Genomic DNA, 25,194 nt, shown 5'->3' with positions numbered 1-25,194 from the left:
TTATTGAATGCTCAATCCTGCCACAACACCACCTCGGAGCGCGCGCTCCAGGCCTGGAGCTGTGGGCCGTAGGTTGACTCGATGACATTGCGCTTGATCTTCAGGGTCGGTGTCAGAAAGCCGTTTTCCACGGCCCAACTGTCTTTCACTACCACCAGTTGGCGCAAGCGCTCATGTTTATCCAGCACCTGGTTGACCTCTTCCAGCAGGCGTTCCAGGCTGCCGTGCAATGATTGCCGGGCCTCGCCCGCAGCCTCCTGCAAGCCCACCGCAGACAGCACGCACAAGCCCATCGGCGCGCTGAGGCCATCGCCGACCACGCATACCTGTTCGATGCGCCCGTGTACCGCCAGGCGGTTTTCGATGGGCGCCGGGGCGACGTACTTGCCCTTGCTGGTCTTGAAGATTTCCTTGAGGCGCCCGGTCAGGCGCAAGCGGCCTTCGGCATCCTGCTCGCCCTTGTCACCGGTACGCAGGAAGCCGTCTTCGGTGAGGGTCTCGGCGGTCTTCTGCGGGTCCTTGAAGTAACCGAGCATGGTCGCGCCGCTGCGCACCTGGACTTCGCCAGCCGGATCGATGCGCACCTCCACGTCTGGACATGGCAGGCCAATCCAGCCGATTTTCTGCTGGCCGGGACGACAGACATGGGAGTAGCCACAACTTTCAGTCATGCCATACACCTCCAGCACATCCAGGCCCAGGCGCAGGTACCAGCGCAGTAGCGCCTCGGGCACCGGCGCAGCACCAGACAGGGCCACCCGCACCGCGTCCAGCCCGAGCCCCGCGAGGACCTTGCGGCCAACACGCTTGCCGATGAATGGCAGGCGCAGCAACAGCTCGAGGCGTTTTTCCGGGATTTTGCCGTACACCCCCATCTGGAACTTGGTCCAGATCCGCGGCACGCCGAACAAGGCCGTGGGCCGGGCGCGCTGCAGGTCGGTGAGGAAGGTATCGAGGCTTTCAGCAAAAAACACCGTTTGCCCGGTGTAGATCGAGGCCAGCTCGACAAACATGCGCTCGGCCACATGGCACAGTGGCAGGTAGGACAGCAGGCGATCGCCCTCGCCCAAGCCGAACAGCTCGGTGCCACGGGTCGCCGCAAACCCCAGGCCGCCGAAGGTGTGCATCACACCTTTGGGCAAGCCGGTGGTACCTGAGGTGTAGATGATGGTGGCCAAGTCCGTGAGCGCCGGCGCGGGGTCATCCTGGATCGACGGGCAGGCTTGCAGATCGGCCCAGGTGAAATCGAACTCGCCCTCGGGGCATAGCGGCAGGCTGATCGTCGATAGCCCAGCCTTGATGCCCGGGGCCATGGCCGGCCAGTCGTCGAGTTTGCCGATAAACACCAGCGCTGCCTCGGAGTGCTCCAGCACATGGGCCACGGTGTCGGCGGTGAGGTTGGGATACAGCGGGACCGAAACATGCCCGGCCATCCAGATCGCCAGGTCGGCGATGATCCAGTGCGCGCAGTTTTTCGAGATCAGGGCAATGTGCGAGCCCTGGGGCAGCTCCCGCGCGCGCAGCCATCGGGCAGCGCAGCGGGCCTGGTGACCGACCTCGCCCCAGGTAAGGGTCTGCACCTCGCCGCCGCCCATGGGCTGGACCAGGAAGTGCTGGCGCGGGTGGCGCGCCTCACGTTCAAAGAAGACCTGCAGCGGCAAACGAAAAGCGACAGACATGGGGGCGCTCCTGTGTGTTTCGACGGTAGCCAACCAAGCACTTGCTTGGTTGACTATTCCATGCACAAAGGAGCACTGCAAGTTCCTTGCTGACACAACACGAATAAGTGTGGGAGCGGGCTTGCTCGCGAATGCGCAGTGTCAGCCAATATATTCATTGACTGATACACCGTATTCGCGAGCAAGCCCGCTCCCACCGTTGATTGTGTTGTGCCTGAAAAATCAGGGATTTTTGATGCTATTGAGGCTCATCAGACCCGCCAGCGGAAAGTCCCCTTCCAGCTCTGCCAGGCTGGCGGTGTGCATGGGTTGCGGCTGGCGCTGGTGCCCGTGCTGCAGAAAACTGATCAGGTTACCCACCAGGGGTTGATGGCTGACCAGCAGCACATTGTCATCGGTGTCGAGTTTTTCCAGCACGTGCAGGGGGTTGCCGTCCGGCGTCAGCCACGGCACGGTGCGGACCTCTGGCACGAACCCCAATGCCTCGCTCACCAACTGTGCCGTCTGTTGCGCCCGCACGTAAGGGCTGGCGATGATCGCGCTGATAGGCTGGCCGATCAGGTGTGCGGCGCTGTGCAGCACTTCTTCGCGGCCGCGCTCGGTCAGGTTGCGCTGGGCATCACTGGGCGCATGGGACTCGGCTTCACCGTGGCGCAACACCCACAGCTTCATAGCTTGGGCTCTTCATCGCGCACCGGGTGCGGGGCTGGCGGCACGCTGTGGGCGGCCTCGCCCTCCGGCGCGCGCGGGGTGGGCCAATCGGCGAAGGGCCAGGGCTTCTGCTCGCTGTGGAAACTGCCAAAACGGCCAATCTGCGCGAGGAACTGGCTGAGGCTGTCGCCAAAGTTCATCAGGCCCAGGTTCGGTGCACCGTAGATCAGGCGGTAGATCAACTGCACCACCACCAACGCCCCGAGGATGAACTGCGCCACTTGCCATACCAGGGCAAACACCAGCATCCACAGGATGCGCAGGACAATGGATTCATACTTGGGTGCTGTTTTCGGATCGTTCATCGCGCGTTCCTCAGTTGAAACCACTGGTGGAAATAAAATCGACATCGGTCTTGGGCTCGGCACGCATCAGCAACTCGATGACCTGGTTCAAGGTGCGCCCTTCAAACAGGATCGCATGCAGGCCGGCGACCAACGGCATATAGACCCCGGTTTCCTGGGCCTTGGCCTTCAGCACTTTAAGGGTATTGACCCCTTCGGCCACTTCACCCAGGCGCGTCACGGCCTCCTCCAGGCTCAGACCCTGGCCCAGGGCAAAGCCCACCTGGTAGTTGCGGCTTTTCGGTGACGAACAGGTGACGATCAGGTCGCCCACCCCGGCCAGGCCGAGGAACGTCATGGGGTTGGCCCCCTGGTTGACAGCAAAGCGGGTCATTTCCGCCAGCGCGCGGGTGATCAACATGCTCTTGGTGTTTTCCCCCATGCCCAGGGCCACCGCCATGCCAGCGATGATGGCGTAGACGTTTTTCAGCGCGCCGCCCAGTTCCACGCCAAAGCGGTCGGCACTGGCGTAGACGCGAAAGGTCCGGCCATGCAGTACCGCTTGCACGTGCTCGCACAAGGACTCGTCTTCACTGGCAACCACGGTCGCGGTCAAGGCGTGCTCGGCCACTTCCCGCGCCAGGTTCGGCCCGGAAAGCACGCCGATCCGGGCTTGGGGCGCGATTTCTTCGAGAATTTCGCTCATCAGCTTGAAGGTCTGGGCCTCGATGCCTTTGGTCAGGCTGACCAGCATCTTGCCCGCCAACCGCTCGGCATGGGGCGCCAGCACCGAACGCAGGGCGCTGGAAGGCAACGCGACAAAGCACAGGTCGCAGTCATCCAGGGTGGCCTGCAGGTCCGTGACCGGCGCGACCGCCGCATGAACCTTGATGCCCTTGAGGTAGCGAGGATTTTCGCGGTTGACCCGGATGGCCTCGGCCTGTTCGGGATCGCGCATCCACTGACGCACCTGATGACCGTTTTCAGCCAGCAGATTAGCCACGGCGGTACCAAAACTTCCGCCTCCCAGGACCGCAATTGGGCGCTGTTCAGTCATATGCAATCCGTTAATCCATACCAGTGGCGATGGCGGCATTATACGGGCCGGCCTGACGGCGGCCAGCCCTTCTGTCATTTCCCGCGATTGTCGGAAAATGGCCGAATAGACCACAGTAATTGCGAGGGTGCCGACTGGCAAAAGCCCCAGCCTCAGTTAACATGGGCGGCTATCCGTAATTATCAAGGCCGTGCCGTGTATTTGGGCCCTCCTCCTCGTTCATCTCTGTTTCTGGCGCTGTTGGTCAGTACGCCGTTGCTGGCCGACGATCTGTTCCTCGACAACCAGCCGCTGCCTCAGGTCCTCACAGCGACCCGTCTCAAGCAGTCGGCCGCCGCCGTGCCTGGCAGCATGACGGTGATCGACAGCGAATTGATCAAGGCCAGCGGTGCGCGGGATATCGCCGAGTTACTGCGCCTGGTACCGGGGATGATGGTGGGCTACACCTCAGGCAACCAGGCCGCCGTCAACTATCACGGCACCAACGCCAGCGAAGCGCGGCGCATGCAGGTGCTGATCGACGGTCGCTCGGTGTACCGCGCAGGCCTGGCCACCGTGGATTGGAGCGATATTCCGGTAGCCATGGAGGATATCGAGCGGATCGAAGTGTTCCGTGGCCCCAATACGGTCAGCTACGGCGCCAACGCGCTGATGGCAGTGGTCAATATCCTTACCCGCTCGCCGGCCAACAGCCAGGGCACGCGGATGAAAATGACCCGGGGCGAGCGCGGCATCAACGATTGGTATGCCAGCCATGGCCTGGGCTGGGATACCGGCAACCTGCGACTGTCGCTGTCCGGGCAACAGGATGATGGTTTTGACAGCGACCGGGTGGGCGCCGATTACCGCGATAGCCGGCGCCTGAGCCGCTTCAGCCTGGCGGTCAGCCAGACGCTCAACCAGCAGCAGAGCATCGACTGGCAGCTGAACGCCAAGGAAGGCACCAACCAGCGGCCTTATACCTACAAGCCGGTATTTGCCGGGATTACCGATGGTGGAACCGATTCAGACGTCACCGCCAAGGACTACGCCGCCTCCCTGCGCTGGAACTTCGATTTCAATCCCGACCACAGCCTGTATATCCAGGGTTCGGCTCAGCAATGGGATCGTCGGCAGATCTGGAAAGCCTGTGACGCCAAGGTCTCGTTCAGCCCGCAATTGACCCAACTGTGGCAAATGAACCCCAACTACGCTGAAAAGTTGGCGCGGCACATGCAGGACTATGAAAACGGCAGCCCTCCACAAGGCTCCGCCGCAGAACAGGCACTGGCTGAAGAAGTCCTGAAACAATGGAACAGCGGCGGCAAAGAGAGTGTCTGCGGCAACATCGACCAAAGCACCAAGGAAAGCCGCTACGACCTGGAAGTGCAGGACACCCTGAGCCTGTCCGACAGCCTGCGCCTGGTCAGCGGTATGAATTACCGCTACGACCGCGCCGACTCCGACACCTACTTCAATGGCCGGCTGGATGACACCACCTGGCGCCTGTTCGGCCATCTGGAATGGCGCGCCAGCGAACACTGGCTGCTGCAGGGCGGGGCGATGTACGAAAACACCGACCTGAGTGGCAATTCGCTCACACCCAGGGTTGCGGTCAACTATCTGATCAATCCGCGTCACGGGCTGCGGGCGGTGTATTCCGAAGCCATCCGCTCGCCGGACATGTTCGAGAACAATGTGAACTGGAGTTACCGGGTCACCAACCTCAGTTCCCCCACCTACGGGCAGAACTCCGGCCAGTATTTCGTCAAGACCCGCGGCCCAGGTGATCTCGACAAGGAGCTGATGCGCTCCAGGGAACTGGGCTACAACGGCTTTTTCGCCGATATCGGGCTAAACCTCGACATCAAGCTGTTCTATGACGAAATCACCGGCATGATCAGCGAGCCATTGCGCAACAACCAGTACATCGCCAGCAACAGCAACAGTTCGCGGTTTACCGGTACCGAGACCCAGTTGGACTGGCACCTGAACAACGCCGACCGCCTGCGCCTGACCTATGCTTATGTGGATGCCGACGCCAGCAACGAGCTGGACCGGCAACAGACCGCGCGCAACAGCGGCTCGGCCGGCTGGATGCGCGAATGGGGGCAAGGCTGGTCCAGCGCGCTGTTCTACTATGGCAACGATGCACTCAACCAATATCGCTTTGAACGGGTCGACATGCGAGTCGCCAAGCGCATCGCCCTGGGCAAGGCCAATCTGGAGTTGGCCGGCATGCTGCAACAACGCCTCGACAGCCAGCCCACCACCCAGATCGACAATAACTACGACCAGCGCCATGTGCTCTACTTCAGTGCGGAGTTAGAGTTCTGACATGAACCCTGCCCAGTCAAGGATGACCGCCCTCTTCAGTGCCAGGTTCTGGCGCGGTTGCCTGCTGCTCGCCAGCCTGGCACTGCCCCTGCCCGCCTGGAGCGCCGAAATCCTGCTAACTGCCGCCGAGGATGGCCCGGGCGTGCAGGCCTTCGTCCAGGCCCTGCGCGAGCAACGTCCCGCCGATAGCGTCACCTTCAAGGCGCTGGAAGCCATGCCCGTGCCCGGCCAACTGCCGAGCAGTACCCGTCTGATCCTGCTGGACCTGCCCAGTCTCGACTGGCGCCTGCAAGAGCCCCAGGGCCCGGCCACGCTGGTGCTGCGCATCAGCCGCCTGCAAGCCCGCGAACGCCTGGGCAACCATGTGCCCGGCAGGATCAGCCTGCTGTGGAGCGACCCTCCGCTGGACCGGCAACTGCGCCTGATCGCCAATATCCTGCCCCAGGCCCAGCGCATTGGCGTGCTGTACGCCAGCGCCAGCGAATTCCTGCTACCGGAACTGCGCGAGCATGCCGCGGCCCTGGGCCTGGAAATCGTCGCCCAGCACTGGAGCAACATTAACGACAGTCGCCCATTGCTCAGCTTGTTTAAAAACAGCGACGTGTTGCTGGGGTTGGATGACCCCCAGCTGTACAACCCCAAGACCGTGAAAAACCTGCTGTTGAGCAGCTACGCCAGGCAATTGCCGCTGATCGGGCCCAACGCCGGCTTCGTACGGGCCGGCAGCCTGGCAAGTACCTACAGTGACCAGGCCGACTGGCTGGATGTGCTTGGCCGCCTGCTCGATCGCCCGCCGGCCAGTTGGCCGCGCACGTTGTACCCGGAATACTTCAAAGTCGTGGGCAACCCGCAAGTGGCGCGCTCGCTGGGGATCGAACAGGTGGACGAGACCGCTGTCGCGACCCGATTGGCCGAAGGGGAGAAACACCCATGACCTTGCGTCGCCGCTGGGACATCAACACCCGCACCCAGATCATCACCCTGGGCCCGGCCCTGTTACTGACGTTGCTGCTGATCAGCTTCTTTACCTTCGTGCGGATCCAGGATCTGCGCCAGGAACTGGACCACACCGGTCAACTGATCGCCAACCAACTGGCCCCGGCCACCGAGTACGGGGTGATCTCCGGCAACAACGACGTGCTCGACAGCCTGCTGCGGGCGACCCTGGCCACGCCCCATGTACGCTTCCTGGAAATCCAGGACAGCGCGGAAAATATTCTGGTGTATGTCGAGCAGCCGTCGGAAAAGCATGACCGCTCGCTGTCGGTAAAGATCTTCCAGGCACCGATACGCCTGCAGCATATCCAGTTGGGCAACGACTTTTTCCAGGACAGTACTGCCCAGCCCAAGGCACCCCGGGCCGACTATCTGGGGCGGGTGATCGTCGGCATGTCCAATGACGCCTTCAGCCAGCGCCAACAGGAGATCCTGTTCAAGGCCGCGATTCTCGCGCTGTTTGCCTTGCTCTTTACCTTCCTGCTGGCGCGGCGCCTGGCCGCCAGCCTGTCGCAACCGATCAGCGCCATGGGCCATGCGGTCAAGGCAATCCAGCAGGGTGACTACAAGACCCCACTGCCGATTGTCGACGACTCCGAACTGGGCGACCTGTCACGGCATATCAACAACCTTGCCGAAGGCTTGCACCACGCCAGCCGCGAACAGCAGCAGGCAATGGCCCAATTGATCCAGACGCGGGAAGAGGCCGAGCGCGCCAACAGCGCCAAGTCTGACTTCCTGGCGATGATGAGCCACGAACTGCGCACACCGATGAATGGTGTACTGGGCATGCTGCAACTGCTCGAAACCACGTCCATGACCGATGAGCAGACCGAATACGCCGCACTGGCCTCGGAATCCACCGAACACCTGCTCAAAGTCATCAACGATATCCTCGACTTCTCGCGTATCGAACGCTCGGCCCTGGAGCTTGAACATATTCCGTTCAACCTGGTGGACCTGATCAACAGCTGCGCCCAGGCCTTCCAGCACAGCGCCATACAACGCGGGCTGGTCCTGGAGTTGCCGATCCCGCCGGGAATGGACGCGTTGCGTGTCCAGGGAGACCCGACGCGGATCCGCCAGATCCTGGTGAACCTGATCGGCAATGCGCTGAAATTCACCGAGCAGGGTACGGTCAGCGTCGAGCCCAACTGGCAAGCCCTGGACCATGAATTGCTCTGGTTCACCTGCACCGTACGCGACACCGGGATTGGCATCACGGCCGAACGCCTGGAACTGATGTTCGATGCCTTTCAGCAGGCTGACAGCTCGATCTCCAGGCGTTACGGCGGCACCGGCCTGGGCCTGCCGATTGCCCGCACCCTGGCCGAACGCATGGGCGGCACTTTGCGCGCCCAGAGCGAGGAAGGGCTGGGGTCGGTATTCACCCTGGAAATCCCCCTGGCGATCTACCAACAGAGCCTGCCGCAGATCGCCGCCCCCACCCAGCACAAAGCCAGTGCCGGTGAAGGCCGCAATGTGTTGCTGGTGGAGGACAACCCGGTCAACCGCACCGTGGTCGAAGCCATGCTGCGCAGCCTGGGGTTTGAGGTGAGCATTGCCACCGATGGCGCCGAAGCGATTCGCAGTGCCGAAAGCCTGATTTTCACGGCGATCCTGATGGATTGCCGGCTGCCGGTGATCGACGGCTATGAAGCCACCCGCCAGATCCGCCAACTGCCTGGCTGCGCTGACCTGCCGATCATTGCCCTGACGGCCAATGCACTACAGGGCGATCGCGAGGCATGCCTGACCGCTGGAATGAACGATTACCTGGCCAAGCCGTTCAAACGCACGGATTTGCAAAAAATCCTACAGCGCTGGGTGCATTAGATGGGCACCATCAGCCAACTGCGACTGGCGTGAAAGACGAAAGTGCGGCAGTCTTAGGCACCCGAGCGGGCCTGTAAAAGAGTCCGGTTTAAAATTTCAGTGCACAAGTGTACATTCATGTCCTTGATGCTGTGACTTTCACTACAACGCAATAGTCTACCTGTAGGCTGCCGACATGAGGCAAGCACGCTTCAGTCGGTCGGGAAGATTTGCCCGGCCCTGCCGCATGGGATTATTGAGGAGCTCGCATGACCAAACAAAACGCCTTTACCCGGGAAGACCTGCTGCGCTGCAGTCGCGGTGAGCTGTTCGGCCCAGGTAACGCGCAACTGCCCGCCCCGAACATGCTGATGGTGGATCGCATCACCCATATCAGCGAAGAGGGTGGCAAGTACGGCAAAGGTGAATTGGTCGCCGAGCTGGATATCACCCCGGACCTCTGGTTCTTCGCCTGCCATTTCGAAGGTGACCCGGTCATGCCGGGCTGCCTGGGCCTTGATGCCATGTGGCAACTGGTCGGTTTCTTCCTCGGTTGGCAAGGCTTGCCTGGCCGCGGTCGCGCCCTGGGTTCGGGCGAAGTGAAGTTCTTTGGCCAGGTCCTGCCGACCGCCAAGAAAGTCACCTACAACATTCAGATCAAGCGCGTCCTCAAGGGCAAGCTGAACCTGGCCATCGCCGATGGTTCGGTGAGCGTCGACGGTCGCGAGATCTACACCGCCGAAGGCCTTCGCGTCGGCGTGTTCACTTCCACTGACAACTTTTAAGGGTTATCCGCATGCGCCGCGTCGTTATCACTGGTCTGGGCATCGTTTCGTGCCTGGGCAATGACAAAGAGACCGTCTCCGCTAACCTGCGTGCAAGTCGCCCTGGCATCCGCTTCAACCCGGAATATGCCGAAATGGGTCTGCGTAGCCAGGTTTCCGGCTCCATCGACCTCCCCCTCGAAGAACTGATCGATCGCAAGATCTATCGCTTCGTTGGCCACGCAGCTGCTTATGCCTACCTGGCCATGAAAGACGCAATCGCCGACTCAGGCCTGAGCGAAGACCAGGTGTCCAACGTGCGCACCGGCCTGATCGCCGGTTCCGGCGGCGCGTCGACCTTGAACCAGATGGAAGCGCTGGACATCCTGCGCGAGAAAGGCGTCAAGCGCGTTGGCCCGTACCGCGTCACGCGGACCATGGGCAGCACCGTTTCCGCGTGCCTGGCCACTCCGTTCCAGATCAAGGGCGTGAACTACTCGATCTCCTCTGCCTGCGCCACCAGTGCCCACTGCATTGGTACTGCGGTCGAGCAGATTCAGTTGGGCAAGCAAGACATCGTCTTCGCCGGTGGCGGTGAAGAAGAACATTGGAGCCAATCGTTCCTGTTCGACGCCATGGGCGCACTGTCCACCCAGTACAACGAAACCCCGGAAAAAGCCTCTCGTGCCTACGACGCCAAGCGTGACGGTTTCGTCATCGCCGGCGGTGGCGGCATGGTAGTAGTCGAGGAACTGGAGCACGCCCTGGCCCGTGGTGCGAAGATCTACGCGGAAATCGTCGGCTACGGCGCGACGTCCGACGGCTACGACATGGTCGCGCCAAGCGGCGAAGGTGCCATCCGCTGCATGCAGATGGCCATGGCCACCGTTGATACGCCAATCGACTACCTGAACACCCACGGCACCTCCACTCCGGTGGGCGATTCCAAGGAAATGGAAGGCGTACGCGCGGTATTCGGCGACAAGGCCCCGGCCATCAGCTCTACCAAGAGCTTGTCGGGTCACTCCCTGGGCGCCGCAGGCGTTCACGAGGCGATCTACTGCCTGCTGATGATGGAAGGCAACTTCATGGCGGGTTCGGCCAACATCGAAGAGCTGGACCCTGCTGTTGCTGATATGCCGATCCTGACCAAGACCCGTGAAGATGCCACCATCAACACGGTCATGAGCAACAGCTTTGGCTTTGGTGGCACCAACGCCACCTTGGTGCTGAAACGCTGGCAGGGTAAGTAATACCCCGCAGGTTGTGCATGTGAAAACGCCCCGACTGGTTCGGGGCGTTTTTTATTGGGCGGGGTTAACGCTAGACCGTGTCGCCTTCATCGCAGGCAAGCCAGCTCCCACATTTGACCGCGTTGGAATACGATCAATGTGGGAGCTGGCTTGCCTGCGATGGGCTCAACCCGGTTTAAAGCCCTACACCGAAAACCGCGCCACCATGGTGTTCAGATCCACCGCCAACCGCGACAGCTCCTGGCTCGCGGCGCTGGTCTGATTGGCTCCCGCCGATGTCTGCATCGCCAGGTCGCGAATATTCATCAAGTTGCGATCCACCTCCCGCGCCACCGCCGCCTGCTGTTCCGAAGCGCTGGCGATCACCAGGTTGCGCTCGTTGATCAGGGTGAACGCCGAAGCAATCTCCTCCAGCGCGGTGCCCGCTGACTTGGCAATGTCCAGGGTCGCACGCGCCCGGCCGTTGCTCTGTTGCATGGAACTGACCGCCTGATCGGTACCCTGCTGAATCCCGCCGATCATCTGCTCGATCTCCCGGGTCGATTGCTGGGTACGGTGGGCCAGTGCCCGCACCTCATCGGCGACCACCGCAAAACCCCGCCCGGCCTCGCCGGCCCGCGCCGCCTCGATTGCGGCATTCAGCGCCAATAGATTGGTCTGCTCGGCAATCGCACGGATCACATCCAATACCTTGCTGATGCCGTACACCTTCTGCGCCAGGTCCTCGACCTGGGTGGCATTGGCGGTCACGTCGTCGGCCAGTGACTCAATCGACAGTACCGTCTGATGCACCTGCTCGCGCCCTTGTTGGGCAATTCGATCGGATTCGCGCGAAGCCTGGGAAGTGGCCACGGCATTACTGGCCACTTCCTCCACCGCAACAGTCATCTGATTGACTGCCGTGGCGGCCTGTTCGATTTCCTGGCTTTGCTGGTGCAGGCCACGGGTGGCGTCTTCGGTGACACAACTGAGCTCCTCGGAAGCGGAAGCCAGCTGGTTGGATGAGTCGGAAATGCGCCGGATTGTTTCACGCAGGTTTTCCTGCATGCTCTTGAGCGCCTGCTGCAGGCGTGCTGGCTCGTCCTTGCCGCTGACGGCAATCTCACCGGTCAAGTCGCCACTGGCCACCCCCTGGGCGACCCTCACCGACTGCGCCAGCGGCAGCACGATGCTGCGGGTCAACAGCACCGCCAGGCCGATGGTGATCAGCGCGGTCACGCCGATCATGCCGATCACCCAGATCCGGGATTGACTGAACACTTGCTGGGCAAGCATGGCCGCCTGGTTGGCGCTGACCTTGTTGAGGGTGACCAACTCGCCCAGGGTGCCGGCCAAGGCATCGGCCAGGTGATTCATCTCACCATTGACCACCTTGATCGCCTCTTCCACCTGGTTCTGCCGGGAGAACGCCATGACCTGCTCCTGGCGTTGCAGGTATTGCTGCTCCTCGACCTTGAAACGGTCGAACAGCACCCGCTCCTGGGGCAAGACAATCAGGGCGTCGTACAGCGACTGCGCGTTGTGCAACTGCTTTTTGATATCAAGGATTTTCTGTTCATTCTGCGCCACCGCCTGTGGATCGCGGTTGACCAACAGACGCAAGGTCAAGGCCCGTACCCGCAGCAGGTCCTGATTCATTTCGCCGACGGCCATCACGCTGGGCAGCCAGTTGGTTTCCACCTGGTCCGACTGCTCGCGCATATTGGCCATTTGCATCAAGGCGAACCCGCCCAGCACAAACACCATCAACGCCAACAATCCAAAACCCAGGCCTGCACGGGGAGCGATATTGAGACTTCGGATACTCATTGCTCAGATTCCTTTCAAGAGCGCTGCATCCACCTGCAGCGGGTTGCTCTTGAAAGGTATCGGCGTCTTCGACTTTTTGCGTAAGACGAAAACGCGATATCAAAACGCCTTTATCTACCGACCCCATGACTGTAGCGATTCAGCGCACAGTAAAGCTCTTCTGCGTCAGCAGGCGATCCCCCTGAAACACCATGAATCGCCATTCGCCCGGTACCACTTCGTAGCTTTCGGTGAACTCGTAGGCCATCACGTCCTGAGGTGCACCGGGCACCAGTTTCTGGGTCACTTCAAGTTTGTCATGCCGCTGGCCATCAGCCGTCCGGATGCCTGGGGTGAAGTAGAGCAAGGTCAACGGCGTATCTTCGGCGACCTTGCCCAGCAACTGGTAACGCAGGCCGAACTTGGTCCCCAGCTTGGCCGGCACCACGGTGGTGGTCTGGATCTGTTCGTTGCTGCGCCGCAACACACGCTCGCCCGACTGCAGCTCGGCTTTCGGGCCTTCAAACACGCCGAACTCTACCGGGCCTTCGATACGGACTTCGGCGCAGGCAAAGCCGCTGATCATCATCAATGCCGCCAGGGCGCTTAAACGGGTGAGGTGCATAGTGGGCTCCTTGAGTGAGATGGCGGGAGCTTATGACACCGGTGTGACGGGACGATGACAAACCCAATCAGCGCGTCTTGGGCAAGATCGCGAGGAAATTGTCACGTGCGACTTTTCGCGCAACATCTTCAGGCAACGCATCGAGGAAGGGATTGAAGCTGCGCATTTCCTTACCGATCTTATTGAACCGCCCTACGACATCAGACCCCAGCATAAAGCGCTCGGGAAAGCGCTCCACCAGCTTCAGCCATTCGGGCCGGGGCTTTCCCGCCTCGTCCAGCAAGTAGGGGGTGAGCACGCTCCAGGACAGGTCGATATACAGGTTGGGATACGCTTCCAGCATGCGACTCAGGGTCGGCAACAAAAAGTCCAGCTGCGTCTGGTGCCGGTGGATTTCCAAGCTGGTGCCGGCGTGGGCCCAGATAAAGCGGGTGTGAGGATGATTGCGCAGCGGTTCTTCGATCTCAGCCAGATACAGGGGGTTGCGCTCGCGCTTGGAGGTGATATTGGAATGCACCAGCACCGGCAGGTCATTCTCGGCAGCCAGGTGATAGATCCGCGTCATGGCCTCGTTATTGGCCCGCGGCGTGTCACCGGAGGTCAGCGCCGTCAGGTCATCGTGGCGAGTGAACACTTCACCGATGCCCTGCCACAGGCCCGGATTGAGGTCGAGCATGCGCTGGATATGGGCCTCTGAATTCTTGTCGTTGGGGTTGAAGCCGCTGAGGAACGGATGGAAATGCTGGCGCTGCTCGGGGGTCAGTTTGTTGACCGCTGCCGCGACGATCACATCAGTGGCGCTGTACCAATAGGCATCGGCGTCATCACCGGCGTAGTAGCGCGGGCGCTTGGGTTCATCTTCGTGCCATTTTTTCGCCACCGGGACGCCAGAAATCATCACATGTTCGACGCGATTGTCGGCCATGGCCTTGAGCAACTTGTCCATGCCCGCCGTCTCCTGGAAGAAGTCGACATAATGCAGGTGCGCGTCGCTGTAGGTGTAGTCACGGGCCTGTACGGCAAAGCTGCTGGCGGCGAGCAACAGGGTAAGACTCAGGCGGGTCCAGGGCACGATAAAACCTCAACAGGGGATAAGTCAGGTAGACCTGCGACGGCCCATCGGGGTTCATCTGATAAAAAACGGGAACACTGCGGTGCCAGCATGCTCTATAACTGCATGACCTTCATCCCGCCACCTTGTGAGGCTTGCCATGCCCGTTATCGTCAATACGCTGAACACCGAAAACTTTCGCCATAGCGTCAACATCAATAACCATGAGCTGTTTACCGACCTGCCCAAGAGCCTGGGTGGCGATGACTCGGCGCCTTCCCCTCACGATTACTTCGACGCCGCGCTGGCCTCGTGCAAGGCACTGACCGTCAAGTTGTACGCACAGAAAAAGGACATCCCCCTGACCGGCGTGACCGTGGAAGTGGCTCACGACAGCACCGAGGAACAAAAGGGCAAATACAAGCTCAACGTCAAGCTGACCCTCAAGGGCGTGCTCACGGATGCCCAGCGTGATGAACTGCATCGTGTGGCCGACAAGTGCCCCGTACACAAGCTGATGACCACCGCCGAGATCAGCATCGAGACACGCCTTTCGGAAGGTGCCTTCAGCCAATAACCCCGATCCCCTGCCTGGCGGGTTATGCTCAAGCCCTACGAACCCGCTCAGACAGGGATGCTCCATGACCACCATGACCGTGATTCACCCACGCACCGAAGATGTCGAAGGCCAGCCGATCCTGCGCCCACTGCCCTCGCGCGAGTGCCGTAGCGTCGGGCCCTTCGTGTTTTTCGACCATATGCTCCAGACCCGTTATGCCCCCGGCAGCGGCATGAATGTCCGCCAGCATCCGCATATTGGCTTGTCGACACTGACCTACCTGTTTGAAGGCGAACTCCTGCATAAGGACAGCCTCGGCTCCGATCAGGTGGTACAGGCCGGAGACGTCAGTTGGATGACCGCCGGCAGCGCGATTGCCCACGTCGAACGCACGCCCGACGCGCTCAAGGCCAAGGGTTTCAACCTGCATGGCCTGCAGGTATGGCTGGCCTCGCCCAAGGCACAGGAGCAAGGTCCGGCGCACTACAGCCATCACCCTGCTGCGAGCTTGCCGGTCAGTGACAACCTCGGCGTGAAGATCCGCCTGATTGCCGGCAGTGGCTTTTGCCTGGAGTCGCCGGTGCCGGTGCTCTCGCCGACGTTGTATGCCGAGGTCCATATGCAAACCGCCACCACCCTGCTGATTCCTGATGAGCATGTGGAGCGGGCGGTCTACGTGCTGGGCGGCGACGCGCAGTTGGACGGCGAGCCTGTGGAGCCCCATAGCCTGGTGGTATTGCCGGCGGGCCAGAGCATGGCGCTGTTTGCCGAGACCGAATGCCACCTGGTGATTTTCGGTGGCGCGCCGCTGGATGGGCCACGGCGGATCAACTGGAACTTTGTCGCCAGTGATCCAGCATTGATCGAACAGGCTCGCCAGCGCTGGGCCGCCGGGGACTGGCCGACGGTGCCGGGGGAAAGCGGGAGAATTGAGTTGCCTTTGAGATAGCTATCGCAGGCAAGCCCGCTCCCACATTTACGGTGTCGGGAGCGGGCTTGCCCGCGATGGGGCCCTGACAGACGCTGGAAAAATCAGCCCTTGAACACTTCATCCAACAAGTTATGCATGGCCTGGAACGCCCGCCCAGCGGTCCTGGCGTCGTACATCATCTTGCCCGGCATATTGGCATGGGGATCAGTGAACGAATGCACCGCGCCACCGTAGCTCAGCAATTGCCAATCCACCCCGGCCGCGTTCATCTCGTCTTCAAAGGCAGGCAACTGTTCCTTGGGCACAAACGGGTCAGAAGCGCCATGCAGCACCAATACCGAACCCTTGATGCTCTTCGCGTCCGCCGGGTTTGGTGTGTCGAGGGTGCCATGGAACGACACTGCAGCCTTCAGCGGCGCACCGGTACGTGCCAGCTCCAGTGAACAGCAACCACCAAAGCAGAAACCAAAGGTCGCCAGCTTCGAAATGTCGACAGCCGCATCGGCCTGGCCTTGCAGTTGTTCAAAGGCTGCCTGCATGCGCTTGTTCAGTAGCCCACGGTCGTTCTTCAGCGGCATCATCGCCGCCCCGGCTTCATCGCCATTGGACGGGCGCACCTTTTGCCCGTACACGTCGGCAATCAACACCACATAGCCCTTGCCAGCCACGGCCTTGGCGATCTCTTCGGCGCCTGCACTGACGCCCATCCAGTTCGGCGCCATCAGCAGTCCCGGCAGAGGGCCCTTGTGACTGGCATCGAAGGCCAGGCGGCTTTCATAAGACTGACCATCAATCTGATAGACCACGGAACGCACGGTGACTTGGCTCATCATTTACTCCAGTAGAGATGGATTAACGCGGTTCCTTGTAGGAGCGAGCTCGCTCCTACAGTGGAGCCAAAACGAAAAACCCCGCCGAAGCGGGGTTTTCTTGCAACGTTGTTAAACCGACAGTTCAACCAACAACTTGTTCAGTCGGCGCACGTAGGCAGCCGGGTCTTTCAGGCTGTCCCCTGCGGCAAGGGCGGCCTGGTCGAAGAGGATGTGCGACAGGTCGCCAAAGCGCTCTTCGCTCTGCTCGCCATCGAGCTTCTCGATCAGCGGGTGAGCCGGGTTGAACTCGAAGATCGGCTTGGAATCCGGCACCTTCTGACCGCTGGCCTCGAGGATCTGGCGCATCTGCATGCCCAGGTCCTGCTCGCCGATGGCCAGGATCGCCGGGGAGTCGGTCAGACGGTGGGAAACCCGCACTTCACTGACAGCATCGCCCAGAGCAGCCTTGATGCGCTCAACCAGGCCTTCCTTGGCCTTGGCGACTTCTTCGGCCTCTTTCTTCTCTTCTTCGGAGTCCAGGTTACCCAGGTCCAAGTCCCCACGAGCCACATCAACGAAGGATTTGCCGTCGAACTCGCTGAGATAGCTCATCAGCCACTCGTCAATCCGGTCGGTGAGCAGCAGCACTTCGATGCCTTTCTTGCGAAAGACTTCCAGATGCGGGCTGTTCTTGACCTGGGCGTAGGTTTCGCCAGTCAGATAGTAGATCTTGTCCTGGCCTTCCTTGGCGCGCGCCAGGTACTCGGCCAGCGACACAACCTGCTCGCCGTCTTCGCCTTGAGTCGAGGCAAAACGCAGCAGGCCGGCGATTTTTTCCTTGTTGGCAAAATCTTCGGCCGGGCCTTCTTTCATGACCTGACCGAAATTTTTCCAGAAGCCCTTGTATTGCTCAGGCTCGTTCTTCGCCAGCTTTTCCAGCATGTCGAGCACACGCTTGGTCAGCGCCGTTTTCATCGAGTCGATGATCGGGTCTTTCTGCAGGATTTCCCGCGACACGTTCAGCGACAGGTCATTGGAGTCGACCACGCCCTTGATAAAGCGCAGGTACAGCGGCAGGAAGGATTCCGCCTGATCCATCACGAATACGCGCTGCACATACAGCTTCAAGCCCTTCGGCGCTTCGCGCTGATACAGGTCGAACGGCGCACGGGCCGGAACGTACAGCAGCGAACTGTATTCCAGCTTGCCTTCAACCTTGTTGTGGCTCCAGCTCAGCGGGTTTTCGTAGTCATGGGCAATGTGCTTGTAGAACTCCTGGTATTCCTCGTCCTTCACTTCAGTGCGAGGACGGGTCCACAAGGCGCTGGCGCGGTTGACCACTTCCCATTCCTGGGCTGGAGCCTCCTCGCCTTCGGCCGCCGCTTGTTCCTTCGGCAGTTCGATTGGCAGCGCGATATGGTCGGAGTACTTCTTGATGATGTTGCGCAGGCGCCAGCCATCGGCGAATTCGTCTTCACCGGACTTGAGGTGCAGCACGATGCGGGTGCCACGGTCAGCTTTGTCGACGGTGGCGATTTCAAATTCGCCCTCGCCTTTGGAGGACCAGTGCACGCCTTCGCTGGCGTCGAGGCCGGCGCGGCGGCTGAAAACCTCAACTTTGTCGGCAACGATAAAGGCCGAGTAGAAGCCCACGCCGAATTGGCCGATCAGGTGCGAATCTTTCTTCTGGTCGCCCGAGAGGTTCTTCATGAAGTCGGCAGTACCGGACTTAGCGATGGTCCCCAGGTGGGTGATCGCGTCCTCACGGCTCATGCCGATACCGTTGTCTTCGAGAGTGACGGTCTTGGCGTCCTTGTCGAAGCTCACACGGATTTTCAGTTCCGCGCCACCTTCCAGCAACTCAGGCTTGGACAGGGCTTCGAAACGTAATTTGTCGACAGCGTCAGAGGCGTTCGAGATCAATTCGCGAAGGAAGATTTCCTTGTTGGAATACAGCGAATGGATCATGAGGTGCAGCAGTTGCTTCACCTCGGTCTGGAAGCCCAGGGTTTCCTTTTGAGTTTCCACACTCATGGTCATCAAACTCCAATTGGATGGCAGTGGCCGCTCCCGAAGGGGTTGGCGGCGGGTTGTCATCAAAGTTGGGGGCTAAGACCAGGATTTCAAGGGCGCTCCTGCTCCTGAATCTTGAAATGCGCCCGGGCGGTGGCAATGGGCTCCGCCGGGGTGCTCTGCCAGGCGGTGATCGCCACATTGGCCACCCGCCTTCCCTGGCGCCACACCTGGCAGGTGGCGTAGGTGTCGCGAAACTGCCCGGCCCGCAGGTAATCCAGGGAGAAATCGACGATCTTCGGCAGGCCTTTTTCAACCCCGGGAGTGCCCGTGGCCACCCAAAGGTGAAAGGCCGCCGACAGCTCCATAAAGCCTGCGATCACGCCGCCGTGGATGGCCGGCAATATCGGGTTACCAATATTGTCCTTGTTGGCCGGCATGCGAAACAGCAATTCATCCCCCAGGCGCGTGCATTCGACCCCGATCAGCCGGGCATAGGGAATCAGCCCGAGCAACGCCTTATAGTCACCGCGCTGATGGGCCTGCTGCATCCGGGTCTTGAATTGATGGGTCATGCCTGTTCTCCCTTGATACTGCTGCCCAGTCCCTTGGTGCCCTTCAAGCGCTTGCCCATGCGCATGAACGTGCCCACCACATGGGCAATCGGTTGCTGGGGATCGTCCTGGTAAGCAAAACCGCGGGTGAAAATCACATCGGTGGTCACCCGATAACATTGGGCAAAGCCGAACACCGTCTTGTGCGGTTCGGCCGGGTGCATGTAGTCAATGCGCAGATCCAGGGTCGGGCAGACCTCGAACTCGGGCAGCACGCACAGGGTAGCCATACCGCAGGCCGTGTCCATCAGCGAGGTCAGGGCGCCGCCATGGATGATCCCGGTTTGCGGGTCACCGACGATCTGCGAGCTGTAGGGCAAGCACAGGGTCATGCCCTCGGCGTTCGCATCATGTACTTCGATTCCCAGCACCTGACAGTGGCGCAGGGCCGAGACAAAACGTGCGGCACGCTCTAAAAGGGGGCTATCGGTCATTGGATAAAGACTCTTATTAGTAGTGATCCGGCGGAATAAATACCTCGGAAGAAAGTTCCTTGGCGAAACGGCTTATATATCTGTGGGATTAAAGGAACTAATGCATGCACCCCATGCTCGAAAGGCCAGTAGATATCTTCAATAAGGAGAAACACCCCATGCGCAAGACTTTCGCTGTTTCCTTGATGTTGGCTGCCACCCTTGGCCTCGCCGCCTGCGATAAAAAATCCGAGGACAAAGCTCAGGATGCCACTCAGCATGCTGAACAAGCTCAAGAAAAAATGAGCGAAGCTCAGGATAAAGTGAACGACGCTGCAAAAGAAAACGCTGAAGCCGCCAAAGCCCAAGCTGAATCTGACGCAGCCGCCGCTAAAGAAGCTGCTCCAGCTACACCTGCAACCGGTTCCTGATACCGCGGTTTAAATACCATATTGCAAAAGAAAGCCCGCTTAATAGCGGGCTTTACTTTATGCGCTGTGTTTTGAGTAGCCAAACCGCAAAGTCAGACTAAGCAGCGGCAATAAACGATCCAGTCAGGAAGTCAGGAAACCGTCTCTTTATTCGCCTCAAGCAAAGGGGCTTCTGTCGGGGTATAGACCATGACCTGCAGAACATCCGAATGAAATTCCCGACGATACAACACCAGCACGACCCCGCTGCTCATCAGCATGAACAGCCAGGGGCTGACAAACCAGGCAAGCATGGTCATGCCGAAGTAATAAGAGCGCAGGCCGAAGTTGAACTGGTTGGCGGCCATGGATATCACCCGCGCCGCCCGCTCGGCGAATGCCTTGCGCTCCTGCTCGGAAACGTGGCGCTCACCCACCATCGGCGCCGAGCCAATCAGGATCGCCGCGAAGTTGTACTGGCGCATGCACCAGCTGAAGGTAAAGAAGGCATAGACAAACACCAGGGCCAGGCACAGTAGCTTGATTTCCGACATGCCCTGGGACGCCTGCTGCACCATGGGAATGTCCGCCAGCAGCGATACCGCGCGCTCCGAGGCGCCCAGCACAGTGAGGATGCCGGCGAGGATGATCAGGGTGCTGGAAGCGAAGAACGAGGCGTTGCGCTCCAGGTTACCGATCACGCTGGCATCGGCGATACGGTTATCCCGCAGGAGCATACGGCGCATCCAGTCTTCGCGATACAAATGCAGCACACTGGCGAGGCAGGCAGTGTCCCGGGCTTTCCAGCTGGCGTAGCGGGTGTAGCCGCCCCAGCAGATGACAAACCATAGCGCAGCAAGCAAGTGAATCAGGTTGGCTTCAATGAACGACATGCAGGTCCTTTACACGATGGGAATGGTTGACTCGGTCAACTGTAGGAGCCGGCTTGTCGACGATGGCGTCCTTTCAGTCAGTATCAGCTCGACTGATGTACCGCTCTCGCTGGCAAGCCAGCGCCTACACCAGCCGCACTTCAGCTTTGGAATTGCGTACCCGTTCGACGTTAGCCCACGAAAAAAGACACTGCCCCTCCCCCATAAAAAATGCCCCGGATCGATTGATACGGGGCATTTCGATGTCAGCGTGTAACGGTACGCCCTAGGCGATGGCTTCGCTGCGTTTACCCAACATCCGGTCAACCACGAACGCAGCCACCAGGGTAATCACACAAGGTACCAGCCATGCCAGGCCTTGCTCGCTCAATGGCAGGTTGGCCATTTGCGCCGGCATCCAGCCGGCCAAGCCTGCGCCCTTGAGTGCGTCGATGGTGCCGAAGATGAATGACACCAGCATCACCGGGCCGAGGATGCGGCCATGCTCATGCCAGAAGTCCTTGCAGAAGCTCAGGGCCACCAGAACGATGCACGGTGGATAGATGGCGGTCAGCACCGGGATCGAGAAGGCGATCAGCTTGGTCAAGCCCAGGTTGGACACCAGCAACGAGAACGCAGCCAGGATCACTACCAAGGTCTTGTAGGACAGCGGCAACACCCGGCTGAAGTACTCGGCGCAGGCACAGGTCAGGCCCACCGCAGTCACCAGGCACGCCAGGGAGATCAGCACCGCGAGGAAACCACTGCCCAGGGAGCCGAAGGTGTGTTGTACGTACGCGTGCAATACCGCTGCACCGTTGGCTGCACCGGCAGCCACCTCATGGCTGCCCGAACCGAGGCGGAACAGGCTGACGTACACCAGCGCCAGCCCTACGCCGGCAATCAGCCCGGCAATGATCGCGTAGCGGGTGATCAGCTGTGGCGATTCGACGCCACGGGAGCGAATGGCATTGACGATCACGATGCCAAACACCAGCGCGCCCAGGGTATCCATGGTCAGGTAGCCATTGATAAAGCCCTGAGAGAACGGTGCAGCGACGTATTCAGGCGTTGCAACGCCGATATCACCGGCAGGCAGGGCAAAGGCCGCGATCCCCAGTACCGCCAGCGCAATGATCTTCAGCGGCGCGAGAAAACGGCCAACGGTGTCCAGCAGACGCCCTGGGTAGAGGGAGATGAAGAACACCAGCAGGAAGTACACCGAGCTATAGAGGAACAGTGCCAGCGGGCTCTCGCCGGTCAATGGCGCCAGGCCGACCTCAAAGGACACCGTTGCGGTACGTGGCGTAGCAAACAACGGACCGACCGCCAGGTAGCACGCCGCAGCCAGGATGCCGCCGGCGAGCTTGCCGATGGGGCTGCTCAATGCATCCATGCCACCGCCGACCTTGGCCAGGGCGATGACCGTGACCACCGGTAGGCCGACTGCGGTGATCAGGAAGCCCAGCGCCGCCATCCAGACATGAGGCCCGGACTGCAAACCAACGATAGGCGGGAAGATGATGTTACCGGCGCCCACGAACAGGGCAAACGTCATAAAACCCAACGCCAGGATATCCTGGCCTTTCAACACTTTCATTTGAGGAAATACCACACTACTGAATCGGAATTTAGAGAGGGATTCCCTATGGATGAGGGAAATGCTGCCGGTCCTTATGGGGACCGACCGGTCTAGCACGCGGCGTCCTTTTGAGATGCGGGCGCATAAAGAGGCGGCAAGAGTACCGAATTTGCCTGACAAACGCACTGTTGCAGGGCGGACTGTCCGATAAGCGACATTTATATGTCGCGTTTTCATACTTAATGTGGCAATGCAATCACCTACAGGAGCCGGCTTGCCGGCGATGGCGTCCTTGAATTCATCGAAAGGCTGACGGCCCTATCGCCGGCAAGCCGGCTCCCACAGAGAATACGCTGGATAAAAACGCACAAAGGCCACCCGAAGGTGGCCTTTGTGGGGTGAAGCGTCAGTTAAGCGCGAGGCTTACTTGATCGCCCAACCCGTCAGCTCGGACAGAGCCTTGCCGATATCTGCCAGCGAACGCACGGTTTTCACGCCTGCGTCTTCCAGGGCAGCAAACTTCTCGTCTGCAGTGCCCTTGCCGCCAGAGATGATTGCACCAGCATGGCCCATGCGCTTGCCCGCAGGGGCAGTCACACCAGCGATGTAGGAAACAACCGGCTTGGTCACGTGTGCCTTGATGTAGGCAGCCGCTTCTTCTTCAGCCGAACCGCCGATCTCACCGATCATCACGATCGCTTCAGTCTTCGGGTCTTCCTGGAACAACTTCAGGATGTCGATGAAGTTCGAGCCTGGGATCGGGTCACCGCCGATGCCAACGCAAGTCGACTGACCGAAACCAGCGTCAGTGGTCTGCTTCACAGCTTCATAGGTCAGGGTGCCGGAACGGGAAACGATACCGACCTTGCCTGGCAAGTGAATGTGACCTGGCATGATGCCGATCTTGCATTCGCCTGGAGTGATCACGCCTGGGCAGTTAGGGCCGATCAGGGTAACACCCAGCTCGTCGCACTTAACTTTAGCGTCCAGCATGTCCAGGGTAGGAATGCCTTCGGTGATGCAAACGATCAGCTTGATGCCGCCGAATGCTGCTTCCAGGATGGAGTCCTTGCAGAAAGGAGCTGGAACGTAGATCACGCTGGCTGTAGCGCCAGTTTGAGCAACAGCATCTTTCACGGTGTTGAACACTGGCAGGCCCAGGTGCTCGGTACCGCCTTTGCCCGGAGTTACGCCACCAACCATCTTGGTGCCGTATTCGATGGCTTGCTGGGTGTGGAAGCTACCTTGCGAACCGGTAATACCCTGGCAGATAACTTTGGTGTCTTTATTGATCAGGACGCTCATTATTTGCCCTCCGCAGCTTTGACAACTTGTTGAGCAGCGTCGGTCAGGCTGGTAGCAGCGATGATGTTCAAACCGCTTTCTGCCAGTACTTTAGCGCCCAGTTCAGCGTTGTTACCTTCAAGGCGTACAACAACCGGGATTTTCACGCCGACTTCTTTCACTGCACCGATGATGCCTTCGGCAATCATGTCGCAACGAACGATGCCGCCGAAGATGTTGACCAGTACTGCAGCGACGTTGGAGTCGGACAGGATGATCTTGAACGCTTCGGTAACGCGTTCCTTGGTAGCACCACCACCTACGTCGAGGAAGTTGGCTGGTTTGCCGCCATGCAGGTTGACGATGTCCATGGTACCCATGGCCAGGCCCGCACCGTTGACCATGCAACCGATGTTACCTTCCAGGGCTACGTAGTTCAGTTCGAACTTGGCAGCGTGCGCTTCGCGCGGATCGTCTTGCGACGGATCGTGGAAAGTCTTCAGCTTAGGCTGACGGTACATGGCGTTGGCGTCGATGTTGATCTTGGCGTCGAGGCAATGCAGATCGCCATCAGCCTTGATCACCAGCGGGTTCACTTCCAGCAGGGCCAGATCGTGATCCTGGAACAGCTTGGCCAGGCCTACGAAGATCTTGGCGAACTGGGCAACCTGCTTGCCTTCCAGACCCAGCTGGAAAGCCAGCTCGCGACCCTGGAATGGCTGAGCGCCAACCAGTGGATCGATAGTGGCCTTCAGAATTTTTTCTGGGGTTTCGTGAGCGATCTTCTCGATGTCCACGCCACCTTCGGTGGAAGCCATGAACACGATGCGACGGCTCGAACGGTCAACGACAGCGCCCAGGTACAGCTCTTTAGCGATATCAGTGCACGATTCAACCAGGATCTTGGTGACTGGCTGGCCATTGGCGTCAGTCTGGTAAGTCACCAGACGCTTGCCCAGCCATTGCTGTGCGAAGGCCTTGGCGTCTTCTTTACTGCGAACCAGCTTAACGCCGCCCGCTTTACCGCGACCACCAGCGTGGACCTGGGCTTTGACAACCCACTCAGTGCCGCCGATTTTGTCGCAAGCTTCTGCTGCTGCTTCCGGGGTGTCTACTGCATAACCCTTGGAAACTGGCAGGCCGTATTCAGCGAACAGCTGCTTACCCTGATACTCGTGAAGATTCATGCTTTTTACCGTCTTCGTTAGGTACTGCGCATTCGGCGCTGCGCTCATTATGAGTGCCGCGCCACCTGTGACTGCTGCTTGCCCAACCTCGCCGCCCTAGGGCCGGCAAAGCTGCGCAAGACTGCGTCCAGCGGATATTCCGCGGTGAGTCTTGCGCGCAAGGCTCACGACGGGCAAC

23 protein-coding genes and 1 pseudogene are annotated in these 25,194 nt (G+C 60.0%); 8 read left to right on the top strand and 16 right to left on the bottom strand.

The window, feature by feature from the left end; all coding sequences use genetic code 11:
• Positions 1-11 precede the first annotated feature (11 nt).
• The 4 genes from HZ99_RS25810 to HZ99_RS25795 form a co-directional block, all read right to left on the bottom strand.
• A complete protein-coding gene (locus HZ99_RS25810; protein ID WP_038447125.1) occupies positions 12-1,679 on the bottom strand; it encodes an AMP-binding protein in 1,668 nt (555 codons plus the stop codon).
• 222 nt (positions 1,680-1,901) lie between these two features.
• Positions 1,902-2,351, bottom strand: coding sequence for a phosphohistidine phosphatase SixA (gene sixA / locus HZ99_RS25805; RefSeq protein ID WP_038447123.1), 450 nt, complete (start codon positions 2,349-2,351; stop codon positions 1,902-1,904).
• Positions 2,348-2,695: a DUF4389 domain-containing protein gene (locus HZ99_RS25800; protein ID WP_038447121.1), complete on the bottom strand. Its 348-nt coding sequence runs from the start codon at positions 2,693-2,695 to the stop codon at positions 2,348-2,350. The genes sixA and HZ99_RS25800 overlap by 4 nt, the downstream gene beginning before the upstream one ends.
• Before the next feature lie 10 nt (positions 2,696-2,705).
• Positions 2,706-3,731, bottom strand: coding sequence for an NAD(P)H-dependent glycerol-3-phosphate dehydrogenase (locus HZ99_RS25795; RefSeq protein ID WP_038447119.1), 1,026 nt, complete (start codon positions 3,729-3,731; stop codon positions 2,706-2,708).
• A gap of 195 nt (positions 3,732-3,926) precedes the next feature.
• Here HZ99_RS25795 and HZ99_RS25790 point away from each other — a divergent pair, with 195 nt between their 5' ends.
• The 5 genes from HZ99_RS25790 (at position 3,927) to fabB (ending at position 10,875) form a co-directional block, all read left to right on the top strand.
• On the top strand, positions 3,927-6,047 hold the full coding sequence (locus HZ99_RS25790; RefSeq protein WP_038447117.1) for a TonB-dependent receptor plug domain-containing protein: 2,121 nt from the start codon (positions 3,927-3,929) through the stop codon (positions 6,045-6,047).
• 1 nt (position 6,048) lies between these two features.
• Positions 6,049-6,981, top strand: a complete 933-nt coding sequence (locus HZ99_RS25785; RefSeq protein WP_038447115.1) for an ABC transporter substrate-binding protein — start codon at positions 6,049-6,051, stop codon at positions 6,979-6,981.
• Positions 6,978-8,879 carry an ATP-binding protein gene (locus tag HZ99_RS25780; RefSeq protein ID WP_038447113.1) on the top strand — a complete coding sequence of 634 codons (1,902 nt, stop codon included), beginning with the start codon at positions 6,978-6,980 and terminating at the stop codon, positions 8,877-8,879. The genes HZ99_RS25785 and HZ99_RS25780 overlap by 4 nt, the downstream gene beginning before the upstream one ends.
• 248 nt (positions 8,880-9,127) lie before the next feature.
• Positions 9,128-9,643, top strand: a complete 516-nt coding sequence (gene fabA / locus HZ99_RS25775; protein WP_010211704.1) for a 3-hydroxyacyl-[acyl-carrier-protein] dehydratase FabA — start codon at positions 9,128-9,130, stop codon at positions 9,641-9,643.
• 11 nt (positions 9,644-9,654) lie between these two features.
• Positions 9,655-10,875, top strand: a complete 1,221-nt coding sequence (gene fabB / locus HZ99_RS25770) for a beta-ketoacyl-ACP synthase I (protein ID WP_038447110.1) — start codon at positions 9,655-9,657, stop codon at positions 10,873-10,875.
• Positions 10,876-11,058: 183 nt separating this feature from the next.
• Here the strand turns inward: fabB and HZ99_RS29685 are convergent, their stop codons facing one another.
• The 4 genes and pseudogenes from HZ99_RS29685 to HZ99_RS25755 form a co-directional block, all read right to left on the bottom strand.
• Positions 11,059-11,922 (bottom strand): methyl-accepting chemotaxis protein, encoded by an 864-nt coding sequence (locus HZ99_RS29685; protein WP_404942441.1) that lies wholly within the window; start codon positions 11,920-11,922, stop codon positions 11,059-11,061.
• Positions 11,914-12,684: pseudogene (locus HZ99_RS29680) on the bottom strand (MCP four helix bundle domain-containing protein); the annotation flags it as partial. The gene HZ99_RS29685 and the pseudogene HZ99_RS29680, both read right to left, overlap by 9 nt.
• A gap of 139 nt (positions 12,685-12,823) precedes the next feature.
• The gene (locus HZ99_RS25760) at positions 12,824-13,288 is read right to left on the bottom strand and encodes a DUF3859 domain-containing protein (protein WP_038447106.1); all 465 of its coding nucleotides are present in this window, start codon (positions 13,286-13,288) and stop codon (positions 12,824-12,826) included.
• A 67-nt stretch (positions 13,289-13,355) separates the two neighbouring features.
• Positions 13,356-14,360, bottom strand: coding sequence for an amidohydrolase family protein (locus HZ99_RS25755; protein WP_038447104.1), 1,005 nt, complete (start codon positions 14,358-14,360; stop codon positions 13,356-13,358).
• Between the two features lie 139 nt (positions 14,361-14,499).
• Here HZ99_RS25755 and HZ99_RS25750 point away from each other — a divergent pair, with 139 nt between their 5' ends.
• Together HZ99_RS25750 and HZ99_RS25745 are read left to right on the top strand one after the other, a co-directional pair.
• Positions 14,500-14,916, top strand: a complete 417-nt coding sequence (locus HZ99_RS25750) for an OsmC family protein (RefSeq protein ID WP_038447102.1) — start codon at positions 14,500-14,502, stop codon at positions 14,914-14,916.
• Positions 14,917-14,980: 64 nt separating this feature from the next.
• Positions 14,981-15,847, top strand: coding sequence for a pirin family protein (locus HZ99_RS25745; RefSeq protein WP_038447100.1), 867 nt, complete (start codon positions 14,981-14,983; stop codon positions 15,845-15,847).
• 83 nt (positions 15,848-15,930) lie between these two features.
• Here the strand turns inward: HZ99_RS25745 and HZ99_RS25740 are convergent, their stop codons facing one another.
• From HZ99_RS25740 to HZ99_RS25725, 4 genes are all read right to left on the bottom strand, one after another.
• Entirely contained in the window at positions 15,931-16,659 is a 729-nt protein-coding gene (locus tag HZ99_RS25740; protein ID WP_038447098.1) for a dienelactone hydrolase family protein, read from the bottom strand.
• Between the two features lie 111 nt (positions 16,660-16,770).
• The gene (gene htpG, locus HZ99_RS25735; RefSeq protein WP_038448196.1) at positions 16,771-18,675 is read right to left on the bottom strand and encodes a molecular chaperone HtpG; all 1,905 of its coding nucleotides are present in this window, start codon (positions 18,673-18,675) and stop codon (positions 16,771-16,773) included.
• 89 nt (positions 18,676-18,764) lie between these two features.
• Entirely contained in the window at positions 18,765-19,229 is a 465-nt protein-coding gene (locus HZ99_RS25730) for a PaaI family thioesterase (RefSeq protein WP_038447096.1), read from the bottom strand.
• Positions 19,226-19,702, bottom strand: a complete 477-nt coding sequence (locus HZ99_RS25725) for a PaaI family thioesterase (protein WP_038447094.1) — start codon at positions 19,700-19,702, stop codon at positions 19,226-19,228. Before HZ99_RS25725 ends, HZ99_RS25730 begins: the two co-directional genes overlap by 4 nt.
• Positions 19,703-19,860: 158 nt before the next feature.
• On the opposite strand from HZ99_RS25725, the gene HZ99_RS25720 reads away from it, so the two are divergent.
• On the top strand, positions 19,861-20,112 hold the full coding sequence (locus tag HZ99_RS25720) for a hypothetical protein (RefSeq protein WP_038448195.1): 252 nt from the start codon (positions 19,861-19,863) through the stop codon (positions 20,110-20,112).
• Positions 20,113-20,243: 131 nt separating this feature from the next.
• On the opposite strand, the gene HZ99_RS25715 is transcribed toward HZ99_RS25720, so the two are convergent.
• The 4 genes from HZ99_RS25715 to sucC form a co-directional block, all read right to left on the bottom strand.
• The gene (locus tag HZ99_RS25715) at positions 20,244-20,984 is read right to left on the bottom strand and encodes a DUF599 domain-containing protein (RefSeq protein WP_038447092.1); all 741 of its coding nucleotides are present in this window, start codon (positions 20,982-20,984) and stop codon (positions 20,244-20,246) included.
• A gap of 265 nt (positions 20,985-21,249) precedes the next feature.
• Positions 21,250-22,563 (bottom strand): branched-chain amino acid transport system II carrier protein, encoded by a 1,314-nt coding sequence (brnQ, locus tag HZ99_RS25705; protein ID WP_038447089.1) that lies wholly within the window; start codon positions 22,561-22,563, stop codon positions 21,250-21,252.
• A 405-nt stretch (positions 22,564-22,968) separates the two neighbouring features.
• Positions 22,969-23,850, bottom strand: coding sequence for a succinate--CoA ligase subunit alpha (gene sucD / locus HZ99_RS25700; RefSeq protein WP_029292685.1), 882 nt, complete (start codon positions 23,848-23,850; stop codon positions 22,969-22,971).
• Positions 23,850-25,016: an ADP-forming succinate--CoA ligase subunit beta gene (gene sucC / locus HZ99_RS25695; RefSeq protein WP_003233235.1), complete on the bottom strand. Its 1,167-nt coding sequence runs from the start codon at positions 25,014-25,016 to the stop codon at positions 23,850-23,852. Before sucC ends, sucD begins: the two co-directional genes overlap by 1 nt.
• Between the last annotated feature and the right edge of the window lie 178 nt (positions 25,017-25,194).

Origin of the sequence: Pseudomonas fluorescens, assembly GCF_000730425.1 — a bacterium.
Taxonomy (GTDB): domain Bacteria; phylum Pseudomonadota; class Gammaproteobacteria; order Pseudomonadales; family Pseudomonadaceae; genus Aquipseudomonas; species Aquipseudomonas fluorescens_X.
This window is presented reverse-complemented; position numbering and strand designations above follow the sequence as displayed.

Bases quoted from the DNA above. Each gene is read 5' to 3' on its own strand.
- HZ99_RS29685 (WP_404942441.1), bottom strand. From the start codon at position 11,922: ATGCAGGAAAACCTGCGTGAAACAATCCGGCGCATTTCCGACTCATCC.
- HZ99_RS25715 (WP_038447092.1), bottom strand. From the start codon at position 20,984: ATGTCGTTCATTGAAGCCAACCTGATTCACTTGCTTGCTGCGCTATGG.
- sixA (WP_038447123.1), bottom strand. From the start codon at position 2,351: ATGAAGCTGTGGGTGTTGCGCCACGGTGAAGCCGAGTCCCATGCGCCC.
- sucC (WP_003233235.1), bottom strand. From the start codon at position 25,016: ATGAATCTTCACGAGTATCAGGGTAAGCAGCTGTTCGCTGAATACGGC.
- HZ99_RS25740 (WP_038447098.1), bottom strand. From the start codon at position 16,659: ATGAGCCAAGTCACCGTGCGTTCCGTGGTCTATCAGATTGATGGTCAG.
- HZ99_RS25795 (WP_038447119.1), bottom strand. From the start codon at position 3,731: ATGACTGAACAGCGCCCAATTGCGGTCCTGGGAGGCGGAAGTTTTGGT.
- HZ99_RS25760 (WP_038447106.1), bottom strand. From the start codon at position 13,288: ATGCACCTCACCCGTTTAAGCGCCCTGGCGGCATTGATGATGATCAGC.
- HZ99_RS25750 (WP_038447102.1), top strand. From the start codon at position 14,500: ATGCCCGTTATCGTCAATACGCTGAACACCGAAAACTTTCGCCATAGC.
- HZ99_RS25785 (WP_038447115.1), top strand. From the start codon at position 6,049: ATGAACCCTGCCCAGTCAAGGATGACCGCCCTCTTCAGTGCCAGGTTC.
- HZ99_RS25720 (WP_038448195.1), top strand. From the start codon at position 19,861: ATGCGCAAGACTTTCGCTGTTTCCTTGATGTTGGCTGCCACCCTTGGC.
- fabA (WP_010211704.1), top strand. From the start codon at position 9,128: ATGACCAAACAAAACGCCTTTACCCGGGAAGACCTGCTGCGCTGCAGT.
- brnQ (WP_038447089.1), bottom strand. From the start codon at position 22,563: ATGAAAGTGTTGAAAGGCCAGGATATCCTGGCGTTGGGTTTTATGACG.
- HZ99_RS25730 (WP_038447096.1), bottom strand. From the start codon at position 19,229: ATGACCCATCAATTCAAGACCCGGATGCAGCAGGCCCATCAGCGCGGT.
- HZ99_RS25725 (WP_038447094.1), bottom strand. From the start codon at position 19,702: ATGACCGATAGCCCCCTTTTAGAGCGTGCCGCACGTTTTGTCTCGGCC.
- HZ99_RS25780 (WP_038447113.1), top strand. From the start codon at position 6,978: ATGACCTTGCGTCGCCGCTGGGACATCAACACCCGCACCCAGATCATC.
- HZ99_RS25810 (WP_038447125.1), bottom strand. From the start codon at position 1,679: ATGTCTGTCGCTTTTCGTTTGCCGCTGCAGGTCTTCTTTGAACGTGAG.
- HZ99_RS25745 (WP_038447100.1), top strand. From the start codon at position 14,981: ATGACCACCATGACCGTGATTCACCCACGCACCGAAGATGTCGAAGGC.
- fabB (WP_038447110.1), top strand. From the start codon at position 9,655: ATGCGCCGCGTCGTTATCACTGGTCTGGGCATCGTTTCGTGCCTGGGC.
- htpG (WP_038448196.1), bottom strand. From the start codon at position 18,675: ATGAGTGTGGAAACTCAAAAGGAAACCCTGGGCTTCCAGACCGAGGTG.
- HZ99_RS25800 (WP_038447121.1), bottom strand. From the start codon at position 2,695: ATGAACGATCCGAAAACAGCACCCAAGTATGAATCCATTGTCCTGCGC.
- sucD (WP_029292685.1), bottom strand. From the start codon at position 23,850: ATGAGCGTCCTGATCAATAAAGACACCAAAGTTATCTGCCAGGGTATT.